The organism is Arcanobacterium wilhelmae (genome assembly GCF_029632765.1).
In the GTDB taxonomy this organism is placed as follows: Bacteria; Actinomycetota; Actinomycetes; order Actinomycetales; family Actinomycetaceae; genus Arcanobacterium; species Arcanobacterium wilhelmae.
Window position 1 is genome coordinate 1156025 of the sequence record NZ_CP121247.1, and the last position, 13782, is coordinate 1169806.

At 59.5% G+C, this 13782-nt stretch carries 12 protein-coding genes; 4 read left to right on the plus strand and 8 right to left on the minus strand.

Features of this window, described 5'->3' with window-relative positions; all coding sequences use genetic code 11:
- The first annotated feature begins 30 nt into the window (after positions 1–30).
- On the plus strand, positions 31–2427 hold the full coding sequence (locus tag P8A24_RS05175; protein ID WP_278057559.1) for a DNA gyrase/topoisomerase IV subunit A: 2397 nt from the start codon (positions 31–33) through the stop codon (positions 2425–2427).
- A 76-nt stretch (positions 2428–2503) separates the two neighbouring features.
- Here the strand turns inward: P8A24_RS05175 and P8A24_RS05180 are convergent, their stop codons facing one another.
- From P8A24_RS05180 to P8A24_RS05195, 4 genes are all read right to left on the minus strand, one after another.
- On the minus strand, positions 2504–3397 hold the full coding sequence (locus tag P8A24_RS05180; RefSeq protein WP_278057560.1) for a GNAT family N-acetyltransferase: 894 nt from the start codon (positions 3395–3397) through the stop codon (positions 2504–2506).
- Positions 3394–4389, minus strand: a complete 996-nt coding sequence (locus P8A24_RS05185; protein ID WP_278057561.1) for a hypothetical protein — start codon at positions 4387–4389, stop codon at positions 3394–3396. Before P8A24_RS05185 ends, P8A24_RS05180 begins: the two co-directional genes overlap by 4 nt.
- Positions 4390–4445: 56 nt before the next feature.
- Positions 4446–6557, minus strand: a complete 2112-nt coding sequence (locus tag P8A24_RS05190; protein WP_278057562.1) for a DNA gyrase/topoisomerase IV subunit B — start codon at positions 6555–6557, stop codon at positions 4446–4448.
- 108 nt (positions 6558–6665) lie between these two features.
- Positions 6666–6962, minus strand: a complete 297-nt coding sequence (locus P8A24_RS05195) for a DUF7455 domain-containing protein (RefSeq protein WP_278057563.1) — start codon at positions 6960–6962, stop codon at positions 6666–6668.
- 58 nt (positions 6963–7020) lie between these two features.
- On the opposite strand from P8A24_RS05195, the gene P8A24_RS05200 reads away from it, so the two are divergent.
- Positions 7021–7614 carry a 3'-5' exonuclease gene (locus P8A24_RS05200; protein WP_278057564.1) on the plus strand — a complete coding sequence of 198 codons (594 nt, stop codon included), beginning with the start codon at positions 7021–7023 and terminating at the stop codon, positions 7612–7614.
- A 9-nt stretch (positions 7615–7623) separates the two neighbouring features.
- On the opposite strand, the gene P8A24_RS05205 is transcribed toward P8A24_RS05200, so the two are convergent.
- From P8A24_RS05205 to P8A24_RS05215, 3 genes are all read right to left on the minus strand, one after another.
- Positions 7624–9237: an RNA polymerase sigma factor gene (locus tag P8A24_RS05205; RefSeq protein ID WP_278057565.1), complete on the minus strand. Its 1614-nt coding sequence runs from the start codon at positions 9235–9237 to the stop codon at positions 7624–7626.
- A gap of 166 nt (positions 9238–9403) precedes the next feature.
- Positions 9404–9784, minus strand: coding sequence for an adenine nucleotide alpha hydrolase family protein (locus P8A24_RS05210; protein ID WP_278057566.1), 381 nt, complete (start codon positions 9782–9784; stop codon positions 9404–9406).
- A gap of 90 nt (positions 9785–9874) precedes the next feature.
- On the minus strand, positions 9875–10987 hold the full coding sequence (locus P8A24_RS05215; protein ID WP_278057567.1) for a DUF4192 family protein: 1113 nt from the start codon (positions 10985–10987) through the stop codon (positions 9875–9877).
- 113 nt (positions 10988–11100) lie between these two features.
- On the opposite strand from P8A24_RS05215, the gene P8A24_RS05220 reads away from it, so the two are divergent.
- Positions 11101–12135: a polyprenyl synthetase family protein gene (locus P8A24_RS05220; protein ID WP_278057568.1), complete on the plus strand. Its 1035-nt coding sequence runs from the start codon at positions 11101–11103 to the stop codon at positions 12133–12135.
- A gap of 6 nt (positions 12136–12141) precedes the next feature.
- Here the strand turns inward: P8A24_RS05220 and P8A24_RS05225 are convergent, their stop codons facing one another.
- A complete protein-coding gene (locus P8A24_RS05225) occupies positions 12142–12501 on the minus strand; it encodes an Rv2175c family DNA-binding protein (protein ID WP_278057569.1) in 360 nt (119 codons plus the stop codon).
- A gap of 149 nt (positions 12502–12650) precedes the next feature.
- On the opposite strand from P8A24_RS05225, the gene P8A24_RS05230 reads away from it, so the two are divergent.
- Complete coding sequence (locus P8A24_RS05230; RefSeq protein ID WP_278057570.1) at positions 12651–13736, plus strand: LysM peptidoglycan-binding domain-containing protein; 1086 nt, start codon at positions 12651–12653, stop codon at positions 13734–13736.
- The last annotated feature ends 46 nt before the right edge of the window (positions 13737–13782 follow it).

The following is a 13782-nucleotide window of genomic DNA, read 5'->3' on the forward strand; positions in this document are numbered from 1 at the left end:
CTCTCACCCAAAAACCACGATAATAGTGGAATGGCTGAAATGACGGAACATATTGTCGATATCGACGTCTCGCAAGAGATGCGCACCTCGTTCTTAGAGTATTCGTACTCTGTGATCTACGCGCGCGCCCTGCCCGATGCGCGCGATGGCCTCAAGCCCGTCCAACGCCGCATCCTGTTCCAGATGAACCAGATGGGCTTGCGCCCGGATCGTGGGCACGTGAAGTCCTCGCGCGTCATCGGCGACGTTATGGGCCGCCTTCACCCGCACGGCGATTCAGCAATTTACGATGCCATGGTGCGCATGGCCCAACCGTTCACGATGCGCTTGCCGCTGGTGGACGGGCACGGAAATTTCGGTTCTCTCGACGACGGCCCCGCGGCCGCCCGCTACACCGAGGCCCGCATGGCCCCAGCGGCACTGGCAATGACGGCCTCGCTGGATGAAGACGTCGTGGATATGGTTCCGAATTACGACAACACCCTCCTTCAGCCTGAGGTGTTGCCGGCCGCGATCCCCAACCTTCTGGTCAACGGTTCCTCCGGTATCGCCGTTGGCATGGCCACCAACATGGCACCCCACAACCTCAATGAAGTGATCGCGGGCGCCCAGCATTTGCTCAATCATCCAGATGCGACGCTCGACGAGCTCATGAAGTTCATTCCCGGCCCGGATCTGCCTGAAGGTGGGCGAATCGTGGGATTGGATGGCATTCGCCAGGCATACGAAACGGGCCGCGGAATTTTCCGCACCCGTGCCACCGCACACATCGAGAACATTACCGCACGCAAGAAGGGCATCGTGTTCTCGGAGTTGCCTTACCTCGTGGGCCCAGAAAAAGTGATCGAGAAAATCAAGGACGGGGTGCAAAACAAGAAACTCACCGGTATCGCGGACGTGCAAAACCTCACCGATCGCCACCACGGCATGCGCCTCGTGGTGGAGGTGAAAGCGTCCACGTCGCCGGAAGAGGTGCTCGCGGCGCTCTACCAGCACACGCCGCTCGAAGAGTCCTTTGGTATCAACAATGTGGCGCTGGTGGACGGTGAGCCACGCACGCTCGGCCTTCGCGAGCTCCTGCAGGTCTTTATCGATCACCGTATTTCTGTGACGCGCCGCCGTTCACAGTTCCGCCTCAACAAGGCCCTCGAGCGCTTGCACCTTGTTGAAGGCCTGCTCATCGCAATCCTCGATATCGACGAGGTAATCCAGTTAATCCGTTCCTCGGAGGATTCTGCCACGGCGAAGACCCGCCTGATGGAGGTATTCGACCTTTCAGAGCCTCAAGCCGAGTACATCCTCGAGTTGCGCCTGCGCAGGCTCACGAAGTTCTCTCAGATCGAGCTCGAGGCGGAGCGCGATGAACTCAACAAGACGATCGAGGAGCTTCGCGAGATTCTCGGCTCGGAAGTTGCTCTCAAGGCGCTGATTACCCGTGAGATGAGCGAGGTTGCCCGCGAGTACGGCACGCCGCGTCGCACGATTCTGCTCGAGTCGGATGCCTCCTCCGCAGCGGGCGGGAAACCGAAAAAGCTCGCAGACGATCCGGCCTGGGTTCTGCTGTCGACGTCGGGGCGCGTGGCGCGTGTAGAAGGCGAGGAACCAATTTCGCGCATGGGGAACGCCACCCATGGCGCGCTCACCAGTGAGGTTCTGACCTCGAACCTGGCCGAAGTCGGCGTTGTTAGTTCCGGCGGCACAGTGGCGCGCCTGCGCGTTGGCGACATCCCTGCCCTGCCCCGCACCGAGAACGCCCCATCACTCGAGGCAGGCGCTCCGATCGACGAGATCGTCCTTCTGCCGCCGAGCGAAACGGTGGTCGGCTTGATTTCCCTCGACCCCGACGTCGTCGTCGCTGTCGCCACGGAGCAAGGAAAGGTCAAGCGCACGAACGCCGCCGACGCCGCTGCCGCCGGCTCACTCATCACCCTCCTCGACGACGATGTGGTAATTGGCGTTGCGCAGGCGCCAGACAACCACGATCTAGCTCTCGTCACGTCGGATGCGCAACTGCTGCGTTTCTCAGCGGCAGATGTGCGCCCGCAGGGCCATGCCGGGCGTGGTATCGCTGGAATGAGAGTATCCGATGGCGCTCGCGTGATTGCCCTCGGATCCTTACCTTCCAACGATCTCGCCGCTCACGTTGTGGCAACCATCTCGGGATCCTCCGATGCGCTCCCTGGAACTGTCGCAGGACACGTGAAAGTAACTCCACTCGATCGTTACCCGGCGAAGGGCAGGGCCACGGGCGGCGTGCGCACGCACCGATTCCTGCGCGGAGAAAACGTCTTGCAGCTTGCATGGATCGGCCCGATGCCAGCGCGCGCGGTCGATTCGCGTGGCAAGTCCGTCCCACTCCCCGAGGTCGATGAGCGGCGAGACGGTTCCGGTGAGCCCGCTGCGCGTGCAATCGTCGCGATCGGGTGAGAGGGTGGCGCGCATCATCGGTGCGCCGCCCGCAACAGCTCACACATGCACACGCCGACAGTGGCGGACCAGTGTGCTACTGCGCGGAGAACCGCCGATCCCACGCGCGCTGTGCCGCGACCGGCGAAAACCCCAGCTGAATGAACGAATCGTAAACCGGCGAGTCCGCATCTAGATCGAGGCTCATCGCACCAATCCCCTCAGATGCAAACCCCTCTTGAGCGGCGGCGAGGAGACGTGCACCCACGCGCCGCCTCTGCCACTCGGGTTCTACCACAAGCTCCTCAACCAGCGCCTCCGGCGCAGCCCATCCCTCGACTCGCGAAGCGAGCAGGTATCCCACCAGCCGGGGCCGATCGGAGAACTCGTCCACAGCCCCGAAACGCCACCTCAGCCCCGCGCTCTCCCACGCTCCGGCGTCGTTGAAAACTGCTCGGCGTAGACGCGCCACGTCCTCTTCCATCGCCGAATCCAGGTCGGCAATCCGGAGGTACGCTCCTGCAAGTTCTGGCGCTTCGCCCACTCCAACAAGCTTTCGCATCGAGACGATCGATTCCCTGGGATGAAAAGCAAAACTCCGCAGGAGGGATTCTAAATCTGTGTTTGCGCGATCCACATACATGCGCATCATCCACGCCGATAAGCCGCATTCGCTCGCGATCTCGCTACTTGCCTCAATCGAATGCCGAACCACGTGCTCACCGATGCCCCTGCGTCGAAAATCTGGATGCACAGCGCCGCTCATCGTCATCTGTGGCGATGACGGATCGTGGAACCTCACCATCGAAAACGCGACCAAGGTGGGCCCTGCAAAAAAACCTTGAATACGATGTGCAGCTCCAGGAGAAAAATACTCCTGCACCTCGACACCCGTGGTGCGAAGTTGCGAGCGTTCCGCCGCTTCGCATGCCGTGATCAGTTTCGTCAGCGCGGCGGAATCGGCCAACGTGAGGGCACGTTGCGCGATCATATCTCGATCGAATACCTAATCAAGGTGCCATCAGGGCTGAAACCATCAGCAAGGAGAGAATCAACAATCGGATCATCGTCTCCTGCCAGAATTCGAAGCTCCGTAAAGCGCGACGCAACCAGCCCGACGTGCGCAGCGAACATGTGCCGCGCCACGAGCTCCGGCGCCCCCTCGCGCACGCCGCGGGCACGAACAAGACCCGCTCCCCGTCGGCCTTCCTCCAACAGATCGTAGGCAACCACGCCTCGAGAATCCGCGATCACAATCGACGCATCCGCATTGATCATTCCGATCAGGAGCCGCCAATCCTCATCGCCGGCTGGCTTCAAGAACGACGAACGCGACGTTGTCGAATTATTCATCTCCTGGAGTTGCGCCAAATCTTTCGCTGCCAAGGGACGCGCCTGAAAACCTTCGGCGCGCAACGTATCAAGCGCTTCCCGGCCGACCTGCGCCAACTGCGAAACGTTCGCAAGATAAAACGTTCGCGCCTCCGCGGGGGTGAATCCGCCGGCAGCCAGCAGACGCCGCAACTCTGAGTTCTCGCCCTCTGCAAGCGAATCAATCTGGATCCCGGTCGCACCGGGAACTGTCATTGCAAGCTGGCGCGCGCGGCCATCCTGCCAGTCGAGAACTGCGCGCCCTACGCCTTTCTGACGCCAGTTTCGGGAAATAACGCCCTCCACCTGAGCCCGAACGATCGGGGTGTTCAAGTGATTGACGATCACCGACGCGAACGCCTGCATCACTCCTTCAGAATCGAAACCAGCGATCACATCAGAATATTCGGGCAGGACGTTCATCCGTGCAAGCCGTGCAAGCCGTGCAAGCATCATCGGTTCACACCGGATGTGGTTCACACCGGTCGTTGCTTGAGCTGCCAAAGCTAGCATGCGCTCAAGATCCGAAACCTGGGCACGGCGCCACGTCAACCCCAAATGTGGGGGCGGAAACTCCACTCCCCCCTCTACAGGGTCAGACCACTGTGCCACTGTTCCTCCTGTCCATTCGGTGTGACTGTCACGAAACATATTCTTCCAGGATTTTCTCAGGCGTCAATTTGATCGCGCGAAATCTGATCGGCACTCTCCACGATAAACTCCTTGCGAGGAGCCACTTCGGAGCCCATTAATAGCTCGAAAGTACTCTCCGCGTATCGCAGAGCCTCAATATCGGCCATCGAGATCCGGCGAAGCGTACGATGAGCTGGATCCATCGTCGTCTCGGCAAGCTGATCAGCATCCATCTCTCCGAGCCCCTTGTAGCGCTGGATCGGCTCCTTGTAGGTGCGGCCCGACTTCTTGAGCTTCGCGAGCTCGCGGGCAAGATCAGCATCCGAATACGTGTAAATATATTCGCCCTTGCGGCGCCCAGAACCGGCCACCTCGATCCTGTGAAGTGGCGGAACGGCAGCATAAACACGACCCGCCTCGACCAACGGGCGCATGTAGCGGAAGAAGAGCGTGAGTAGCAAGGTACGGATGTGCGCGCCGTCGACGTCGGCGTCTGTCATGAAAATGATCTTGCCGTAGCGAGCGGAGTCGATATCGAACGTTCGGCCGGATCCTGCGCCGACCACTTGGATGATCGACGAAACTTCAGCATTCTTCAAAATATCCGCAGGCGACGCCTTTTGGACATTGAGAATCTTGCCTCGGATTGGGAGCAGGGCCTGGAACTCAGAGTTTCGCGCGAGCTTCGCGGTTCCAAGAGCCGAATCTCCCTCCACGATGAACAGTTCGGAACGGGAGACATCCTCCGTGCGACAGTCCGCAAGCTTCGCCGGCAACGTTGACGATTCAAGAGCGTTCTTGCGCCGCGAGATCTCTTTTTGTGTTCGTGCAGCCACGCGCGCACGCATCTCGGCAACGATCTTCTCTGCTAGGCGCATCGTCTCGGTTTTCTGATCGCGCTTGTTCGACGAAAGGACTGTGCTGAGCTGCGTATCGACCACCTTCGACACGATCGAGCGGATCGGAGCGGTTCCCAGGATCTCCTTTGTTTGCCCTTCGAACTGCGGTTCCGGGAAGTGGACCGAAATGACGGCAGTGAGCCCGGCGAGGATATCCTCTTTCTCGATCTTTGGTTCGCGGGCTGAGAGTTTGAGCTGGCGCGATTTCGAATCGATCACCGAGCGGAGGGCCTTGACGATTCCCGCTTCGAAGCCCGCGAGGTGTGTTCCGCCCTTCGGGGTGGCGATGATGTTGACAAACGATTCCTCAGTTGTTTCGTAGCCGCTCCCCCAGCGAAGCGCGACATCGACCTGGCAGGTGCGCTCCACATCCTTCGGAGCGAGGTGGCCCGTTTTCGGATCGAGAGCCTGAACGGTTTCTGTGAACGTTCCTTCGCCGGTGAGATGCATCGTATCGGTGATCGCCGGATCGGAGGCGAGGAAATCAACGAAATCCACGACACCGCCGTCGTACTGGAACGTTTCCTCAACGGTGTCGGCCCCGTCCAGGCCACGCGCGTCTACCACGTGCATCGTGAGCCCAGGAACGAGGAACGCCTTCTCGCGCACGCGCTCGATCAGCTCCGGGTACGAAAAGTGTGCGGAGTCCGGGAAAATCTGAGGATCTGACCAGTAGCGGACCCGGGTGCCCGTGTCTTTCTTTGTGGCTTTCCCGACGACACGCAACTCAGAGGAATCCTCAAACGGAGTAAATGGTGAATCCGGGGAAGCACCTTTCGAATCGTCAAAGACGCCGGGCTCACCGCGACGGAACGACATTGTCCAAATCTTCCCGTCGCGTTTGACCCACACGTCCAGACGCGAGGAGAGCGCGTTGACAACCGAAGCGCCAACACCATGCAAGCCGCCCGACGACGCATACGAACCGCCACCGAATTTTCCACCTGCGTGAAGCTTCGTGTATACGACCTCGACTCCAGAGGCCCCCGTACCTGGCACTTCATCGACGGGGATACCACGGCCGTCGTCGCTGACGTCGATCGAACCGTCTGCAAGAAGGTGGACATTGATCTCGTGCGCATAGCCTTCAAGCGCTTCGTCGACGCCGTTGTCGATAATCTCCCAGGCACAGTGCATCAGGCCCCGCGAATCCGTGGAGCCGATGTACATTCCTGGACGCTTCCGAACCGCCTCGAGCCCCTCGAGAACGGAAAGATGACGCGCATTGTATTCGTTGTTTTGTGGCACCTGAGCAGTTTAGCGCGAAACAGTGTGCTAGCGGCGCATGCGCGCCGTAAAAGAACGTTGCGGCCGTACCCGAAAGTACAGCCGCAACGTTAAGCCCATTCGCTCGCGTTACCGTGCGATTCGCTCGCGCTCATCAACGATTGAGATCGCCAGCTCGTCGATCTTACTCTTGTGCTCCGCCGCGTGATGAGCGCAGAACAGCAATTCGCCAAACGGCATCGTCACTCTCACGTATGCCTGGGCGCCGCATGCGTCGCACCGATCAGCGGTGGTCAAAGTCGGTTTCAAAGTCTCTTCCATCGTATTCACACCAACATCAAAGCACGGACCGTGCAAAAAATTCCAAACCACCTCATTTCTTTCGCCGCTGGCGGAGAATGACAGCCCAGGAGAGACAGACTTCATCTCCAGATCACTGGCGCATTCTCTTTGAGTGAGCGGTGAAACACGCTAGCCTAAAAGCGTGAATTCTTTTGCAGTGGTGGATTGTGAGACAACTGGACTCGACCGCGAATCGGATCGCATCGTCGAAATTGGCGTGGTCCTGCTCTCCCCCACGTTCGGGGAGGAAATCCGCTTCGAGACCCTCGTCAATCCGCAGCGCCCCCTCGCAGCTTCAGAAATCCACGGATTGCGTGCCGCCGACGTCGCCCATGCTCCGACATTCGCCGCGATCGCCCCTCGCTTGATTGAGTTACTGAGCAGGCGCGTGATCGTTGCCCATAATTTTCCCTTTGATCAGGAGTTCATCAACCGCGCATTTTCCCGTGCTGGGTATGCCGAACATATCCCCAACGAGTGCGCAGTGGATACTCTTGACCAATCGCGCATCTATCTCCCTGACGGCTCACACTCACTGGTAGGGGTCGCACAACGCCTCGGTCTTCCCGAGCGCGCACACCACCATGCGCTCTCTGACGCGCTCACGGCAGCCGACATTCTCCGAGCGTTTGCGTTGATGGAGGCGCGCGGAGAACGCTACACCGAGCATGCGCACGGCCGCCACGGCGAGGTGACGCCCGCTCAGTGGGAGCGAGCCACGCCGTGGCGGCCGTAAAAGCAGAGCTTAATCGAGGTAGTCGCGGAGCACCTGCGAGCGCGACGGGTGACGAAGCTTCGACATCGTCTTCGACTCGATCTGACGGATTCGCTCACGCGTGACTCCGTAGACCTTGCCGATCTCGTCGAGGGTCTTCGGCTGGCCGTCCGTCAATCCGAAACGCATCGAGACAACGCCGGCCTCGCGCTCCGAAAGCGTATCGAGGACCTGATGGAGCTGTTCCTGAAGAAGAGTGAAGCCCACGGCGTCGGCAGGAACCACAGCCTCAGAATCTTCAATCAGATCGCCGAACTCGCTGTCACCATCTTCGCCGAGCGGGGTGTGAAGCGAAATCGGCTCGCGGCCGTACTTTTGAACCTCGACGACCTTCTCTTCAGTCATGTCGAGTTCCTTCGCCAGTTCCTCCGTGGTGGGTTCGCGGCCAAGATCCTGGAGCATCTGGCGCTGAACGCGTGCAAGCTTGTTGATCACTTCAACCATGTGCACCGGGATACGAATGGTTCGAGCTTGGTCCGCCATGGCGCGCGTAATTGCCTGGCGAATCCACCACGTGGCATAGGTGGAGAACTTGAAGCCCTTCGTGTAATCGAACTTTTCGACTGCACGCACGAGACCCAGATTGCCTTCCTGAATAAGATCGAGGAAGAGCATTCCACGCCCCGTGTAACGCTTCGCCAGCGACACCACGAGACGCAGATTCGCCTCGAGCAGGTGGTTCTTCGCAGCATGCCCGTCACGGGAGATAATCTCGAGTTCACGGCGATACTTGCGATCGTCGATCTCTGTGGTCTCAAGGATGTGCTGGGCGAGCATGCCCGCCTCGATGCGCTTGGCGAGCTCGACCTCCTCCTCTGCGTTGAGCAGAGCAACCTTTCCGATCTGCTTGAGGTAGTCCTTGACCGGATCCGCCGTCGCGCCGGCGACATGCACCCGCTGGGCGGGCTCGTCAGTGTCGTCGGAATCCTTGACGACGAAGGAGCCTTTGGTGGAAGGAGCCGGTTCGGATTCGTTTTCCTCCGAATCGTCGTCGGAATCCTCATCCTCGGAATCATCGTCGGCTGATTCTTCGTCGTTATCCTCGTCGGCTGATTCTTCGTCCAGATCGTCGAGATTCTCATCCTCGAGCTCAGTAGGCTCGTCGGGAGTGGATTCCTCGAAGTCGTCTTCCTCCTCATCCGATTCAGGAGTGACAACCTCAGTTTCCTTCGCCTTCGCACCCTTCTTGGTGGTCGATGCGCTCTTCTTCGCAGTGCCCGACTCGTCCTTCTTCAGCGCCGCTTTCTTCGTCGCTGGCTTCTTCTCCGAGGCCTCTGAGGCAACCTGGGGAGCAGATTTCTTCGTGGCCGGCTTCTTCGTGGCCGGCTCCTTCACCGCGTCATCACTCGCGGCCTTCTTTGCGGTGGCCTTCTTCGGCACAGATTTCTTCGTAGCCGACTTCTTCACCGCGTCATCGCTCGCGGCCTTCTTTGCGGTGGCCTTCTTGGGTGCAGTTGCGGTTTTCGACGTCGAAGCCGCCGCCTTCGCCGACGTGGTCTTCCGAGAAGAAGATTTCTTGGCGGGCGTCGATGCCTCCTCGGACGCCGAAGAGGAACGGTTTGTAGAGGAAGCGGAAGTTGCCACGCGTAGCCTTTCACGAGATGATCACTGCTGGCTGAGCATATATTGCCCGGCTCACCATTATAGCGTGTCGCGGCGTGTTTTTATTCCTCCCCCACCGTTGGACGTTCTCGGGAGGGCTCGTGCACCTGGACTTCATGCCCATGAGTGGCAATGGGAGTGTTCCTACTCACTCGCGAACGATGAGTACATCACATGGAACTTCGAGCAGTAACTGTTGGATCTGCTTGCCCAGGTGAAGACGCCCATGCTGTGGCTTGGTCGCGATCGCTACAACGATCACGTCTCGTGGCCCACCTGCCATGTGAAGCAGAATATCCACGATATCTGTTTCTTCCAGGCGCGCATCGAACTTATAGGGCACGTCCTGCGAATCGAGCACGCCGGAAAGCTGATCGATTTCCGCATCGATATCAGCCTGCGAAAACTCTCCAAGCGGGCGCCGCATCACCACAGTGATCGGTTCATTCATTGCGTGTGAGAGCACCACGCCTTTCGCGAGCGCAGGGCTGTTTGTGTTTCGTGGTTCAACTGGAACAATGATCGGCACGGCGGCTCCTCACTCTGAAAAATGCGTCCTCCCTAGTGAAGATACCGATTTCTTACACTAAATGAAACTTTTCACGCGATTTCATTTGCATCACACTCCCTGTGTTCGCATTGCTTCCCCTTCGGCCTCGTCCAACCGTTCTTCAGCGCTGATCACCCATGGCGGCGGCAATACTGCCGAGTATGCACGATGCAAAAGAGCGGCCAATGGATACTGAGGATCGGATTCCCACGCAAGATCGGAATAGAGCGCCCCGCGCCTTCCATCCCCACTCCACCACGCAAGGTAAGCAAGCATCGCATATGGCCGCGCATCGTCGTCGCCGCTGTATCGTGCAAGCATTGTCAGCAGATGGCTGAGTAACGTTATTCGCTCGAGAGGCGGTCGCTGCTCGCTGAGCTCGCGCAGGCGTTCCCGCGTCGCCTGACGCCCAAGGACACTCACGCGCTCCACGCTTGGATCCAACGCCCACAACAGGATCGCATCACGCTGATAAGGATTCGTGAGATAGGCGAGCAAACGTGCCCACACCCAGACAGTGTCGCGATGAATGCTCGGTAACAGACCGTAAGGGTTGGCAGGAGTGCTTTCGATGTGCGCAAGGGCGGCATCCCATTCTTCAGCGAAGTTCGTCCGTCCTTTTGCCACGTAGTTCCGGTAGCGAATAAGGATTTTCTCACGGCGCTCGCAGTCGAAACGCGCAAGATTCTCCGCCGCGAGCAACGGCACTTCCCAGAACCCACTGTAGAGAGTGTCGAAGCCTTCCTCTTTTTCGAGTTCATGGAAGGGGAAACTGAAATCGCTCCCGCGGGAGTTGTACCATGCATGAAGTTGCGTGACGTCGGCGTAATCAGTGTAGAGAAGCGCAACGTTCACATGGTCCAGGCTCTCCAAGCAACTCGTGGTTTCCAAAAGTGCCTTCTCGGTGTGGGACATCGTGTTCCTGTCAAACGGCTGATTGCCGTACCAAACCATCGCCACATGATCCGCCTTCATATCGTTCGCAAAAGCGCGAATCGCCTTGGTGAATTTTTCGCCGATCTCGCCGCGGGTCAGATCCCAGAGCAACACAGGACCGATCGCAGTATCGAGAAACACGCCCGGTTGACAGTTGAGCGCCACGATACCGATGGCTTGGCGTGGCCGATAGCCGAGCATGTGCGGGAGAAGAAGAATTGTTCGTTCAATCGATAGAATATCCATGCGCCTATTCCACGCGAATTGCGCACTGTCTCGCGCTGGTGCACCGCCCTCTGTGGAAACTGTTGGCACGAGCGAAAAATGTGGAAAACTTTCTCCTCGGCTACCCTTGCCTTATGAACCAAACTTTTGCGTCCGACGTCACGAACCGCATCAACGAGCTGCTGTCTTCCGTGCGTTTTTCGCACCATCTGAGCCGGGAATTCGTCGAACCGGTGCGCGAGCTCGCCCAGGGCGGCAAGCGCACCCGCGCTCTGTTTGTTGCCGCGGGGTGGGAGGCCGCCGGCGGCGAAGACCCGTTGCCGTTGCACGCCGGAACCGCAGTCGAGCTCTACCAGCTCTCCGCACTCGTTCACGACGATCTCATCGATCACGCCACCACACGCCGCGGAACGGATGCATCACACGTGGGATTTGCAAAAATTCATGCGCGCGAATCCATGAGAGGCATCGCGGATGAATTCGGCACCGCCGCAACCATCGTGCTGGGCGATTATCTTCTCAGCCTCGCAATGGAGGAAATGGCTGTGGCAGAGGCCGTTTCCGACGAAGCTCGAAGCGCCGGAATGCGCTTGTTCGCCACAATGACCGCCGAAACGGCGTTCGGCCAATACCTCGATATCCGCGCCGAAAACGTTCCCCTCTCGCCAGACGTCGAGGAGGCGACCGACTCCGCACTCGCAGTTCTCCTGCACAAGTCGGCGCGGTATTCCGTTGAGTCGCCGCTCCTCCTCGGAGCGACGCTGCGCGGCGCCGATCACGCCACGCTCACGGCACTATCGAAGGTTGGGCTTCCTCTTGGGGAGGCTTTCCAACTTCGCGACGACGATCTGGGGATTTTCGGCAAGCCGGAGCTCACGGGGAAGCCTGTCGGGAGCGACTGGAGCGAGGGGAAGCGGACTGTTCTCCTTGCGCTCACGCGCGCGGGACTCGATGTCAGCAACCTTGCCAACGCCGACGCACTGCTTGGATCCCCTCTGGACGCTCAGCAAGCCCGGCGCGTTCAGGAGCTGGTGGAAAAATCGGGAGCTCGAGAACTCCACGAACGCATGATCACCCGACGCGAGGACGCGGCGCTCGAGGCCGCAGAGCATATCGATACCCCGATCCTCCACTCGCTGATCTACCAGTTAATCGGACGCGATTCGTGAAAACTCCTACACCTGGAGAAGTGCGAGCCTGCGCACCGCATGGGTGTTTCCTGCGCCGAGCGCTTCGAGTGGAGTAGCGCCGAGCTCGTCAGCGTATTCAAGGAGCCAGTCCATCTTCTCCTGATTCGTGAAGGCGAGATCAGAAAGGACAGTCAGCGTTCCCTTGAGCGCCGGAATAGGCTCACACGTGTCTCCGCTGTGGCGAAGCTCTCCAATGTGAATCATCCAGGCGTTATTGTCGCCTCGGCGCACAGCCAGGAGCGCCCCTTCATCCAACATTGAGCGGACTTCGCGCTGTTTGACGCCAATCAGTTCGGCAACCTCTGGAACGGACAACCACGTTTCCTCAGAAAATTGTTCAGTCACAGGCGCAACATAGCGCACTTTTTTCAAAATCGCAGTAGCGACACGCCACAATTTCCACTACAGTCACATCCTGAACGTTATTTAACTTTTATCAATTGTTTCACATTTGTAACATTCGACGAGCCGAGTACGGCTCGACAGGAGGAACAATGGCACGCACGCTCGCCTCGGCACTCGCGCTCGCAACCACGGCCGCGGCCTTCACGCCCACCGCCGCTTCCGCGGTCACGGGAACGTCCGCGCTCACACTCGCACCGACGTCGCCGGCTACACTCCAAATCAACTACCAAGTCAAGAAGGGCGATTCCTTCTGGGCAATCGGCCACCGATTCGGCGTGCCGATGCGCGAGGTCGCGGCCGCTAATGGTCTGAAACTCACCGACGTCATCCACCCAGGCCAGCTTCTCGTCATCCCCGCGGCGCAACCGCGCACCGCCGCCGCAAAGCCAGCGCCAGCGCCTGCTGCGAAGGTTCCAGCGAAGAAGGCAAAGCCAGCCACTGCGCCAGCACCGCGTTCGGCGGCAAAGTCGGGCGTCTACACGGTCCGCGCAGGCGACACTCTCTCCGCCATCGCACGCTCGAACAACACCACCGTTTCCGCCCTCGCCTCGCTCAATAAGATCGCCAACCCGTCGCGGATCTACGTCGGCCAGCGCATCGTGCTGTCCGCGCCGACGGCGACCGCGCCAACAACGAAGGCGGCACCGGCCTCGAAGGCTACACCTGCAGCGAAGAAGACAGCAACGAAACAACTCGTGACCAACAACTTCCCGGGCTACACGTACGCCAGCGCCACCGTTGCGGCGGCGAACGCAAACAAGAACGCCCTCGTCGCCCGCTCCCACCCCTCGCGCGCACAGGTCCAGGCGATGGTCGCTGCCACAGCACGCGCCATGGGCGTCAACCCGCGTCTTGCGCTCGCCCACGCCTACAACGAATCCGGATTCGATGCTTCCGCAGTGTCCCCCGCAAACGCGATCGGAGTGATGCAGGTGATCCCCTCCTCCGGGAAATGGGCAGAGAGCCTAGTCGGTCGCAAGCTCAACCTGCTCGACGTACAGGACAACATCACCGCTGGCGTCGCAATCATCCGCTACCTCCAGACCCACGCAAGCTCACTGGAGCAAGGCATCGCAGGCTACTACCAAGGCCTGGGCGGGGTACGCAAGTACGGAATGTACCCCGATACCAAGGTCTACGTGGCAAAGATCAAAGCTTCAATGAAGAAGTTCTAAACCATGAGTGCGGCGCGGGAACTGCCCGCGCCGCACTCATGTGCGA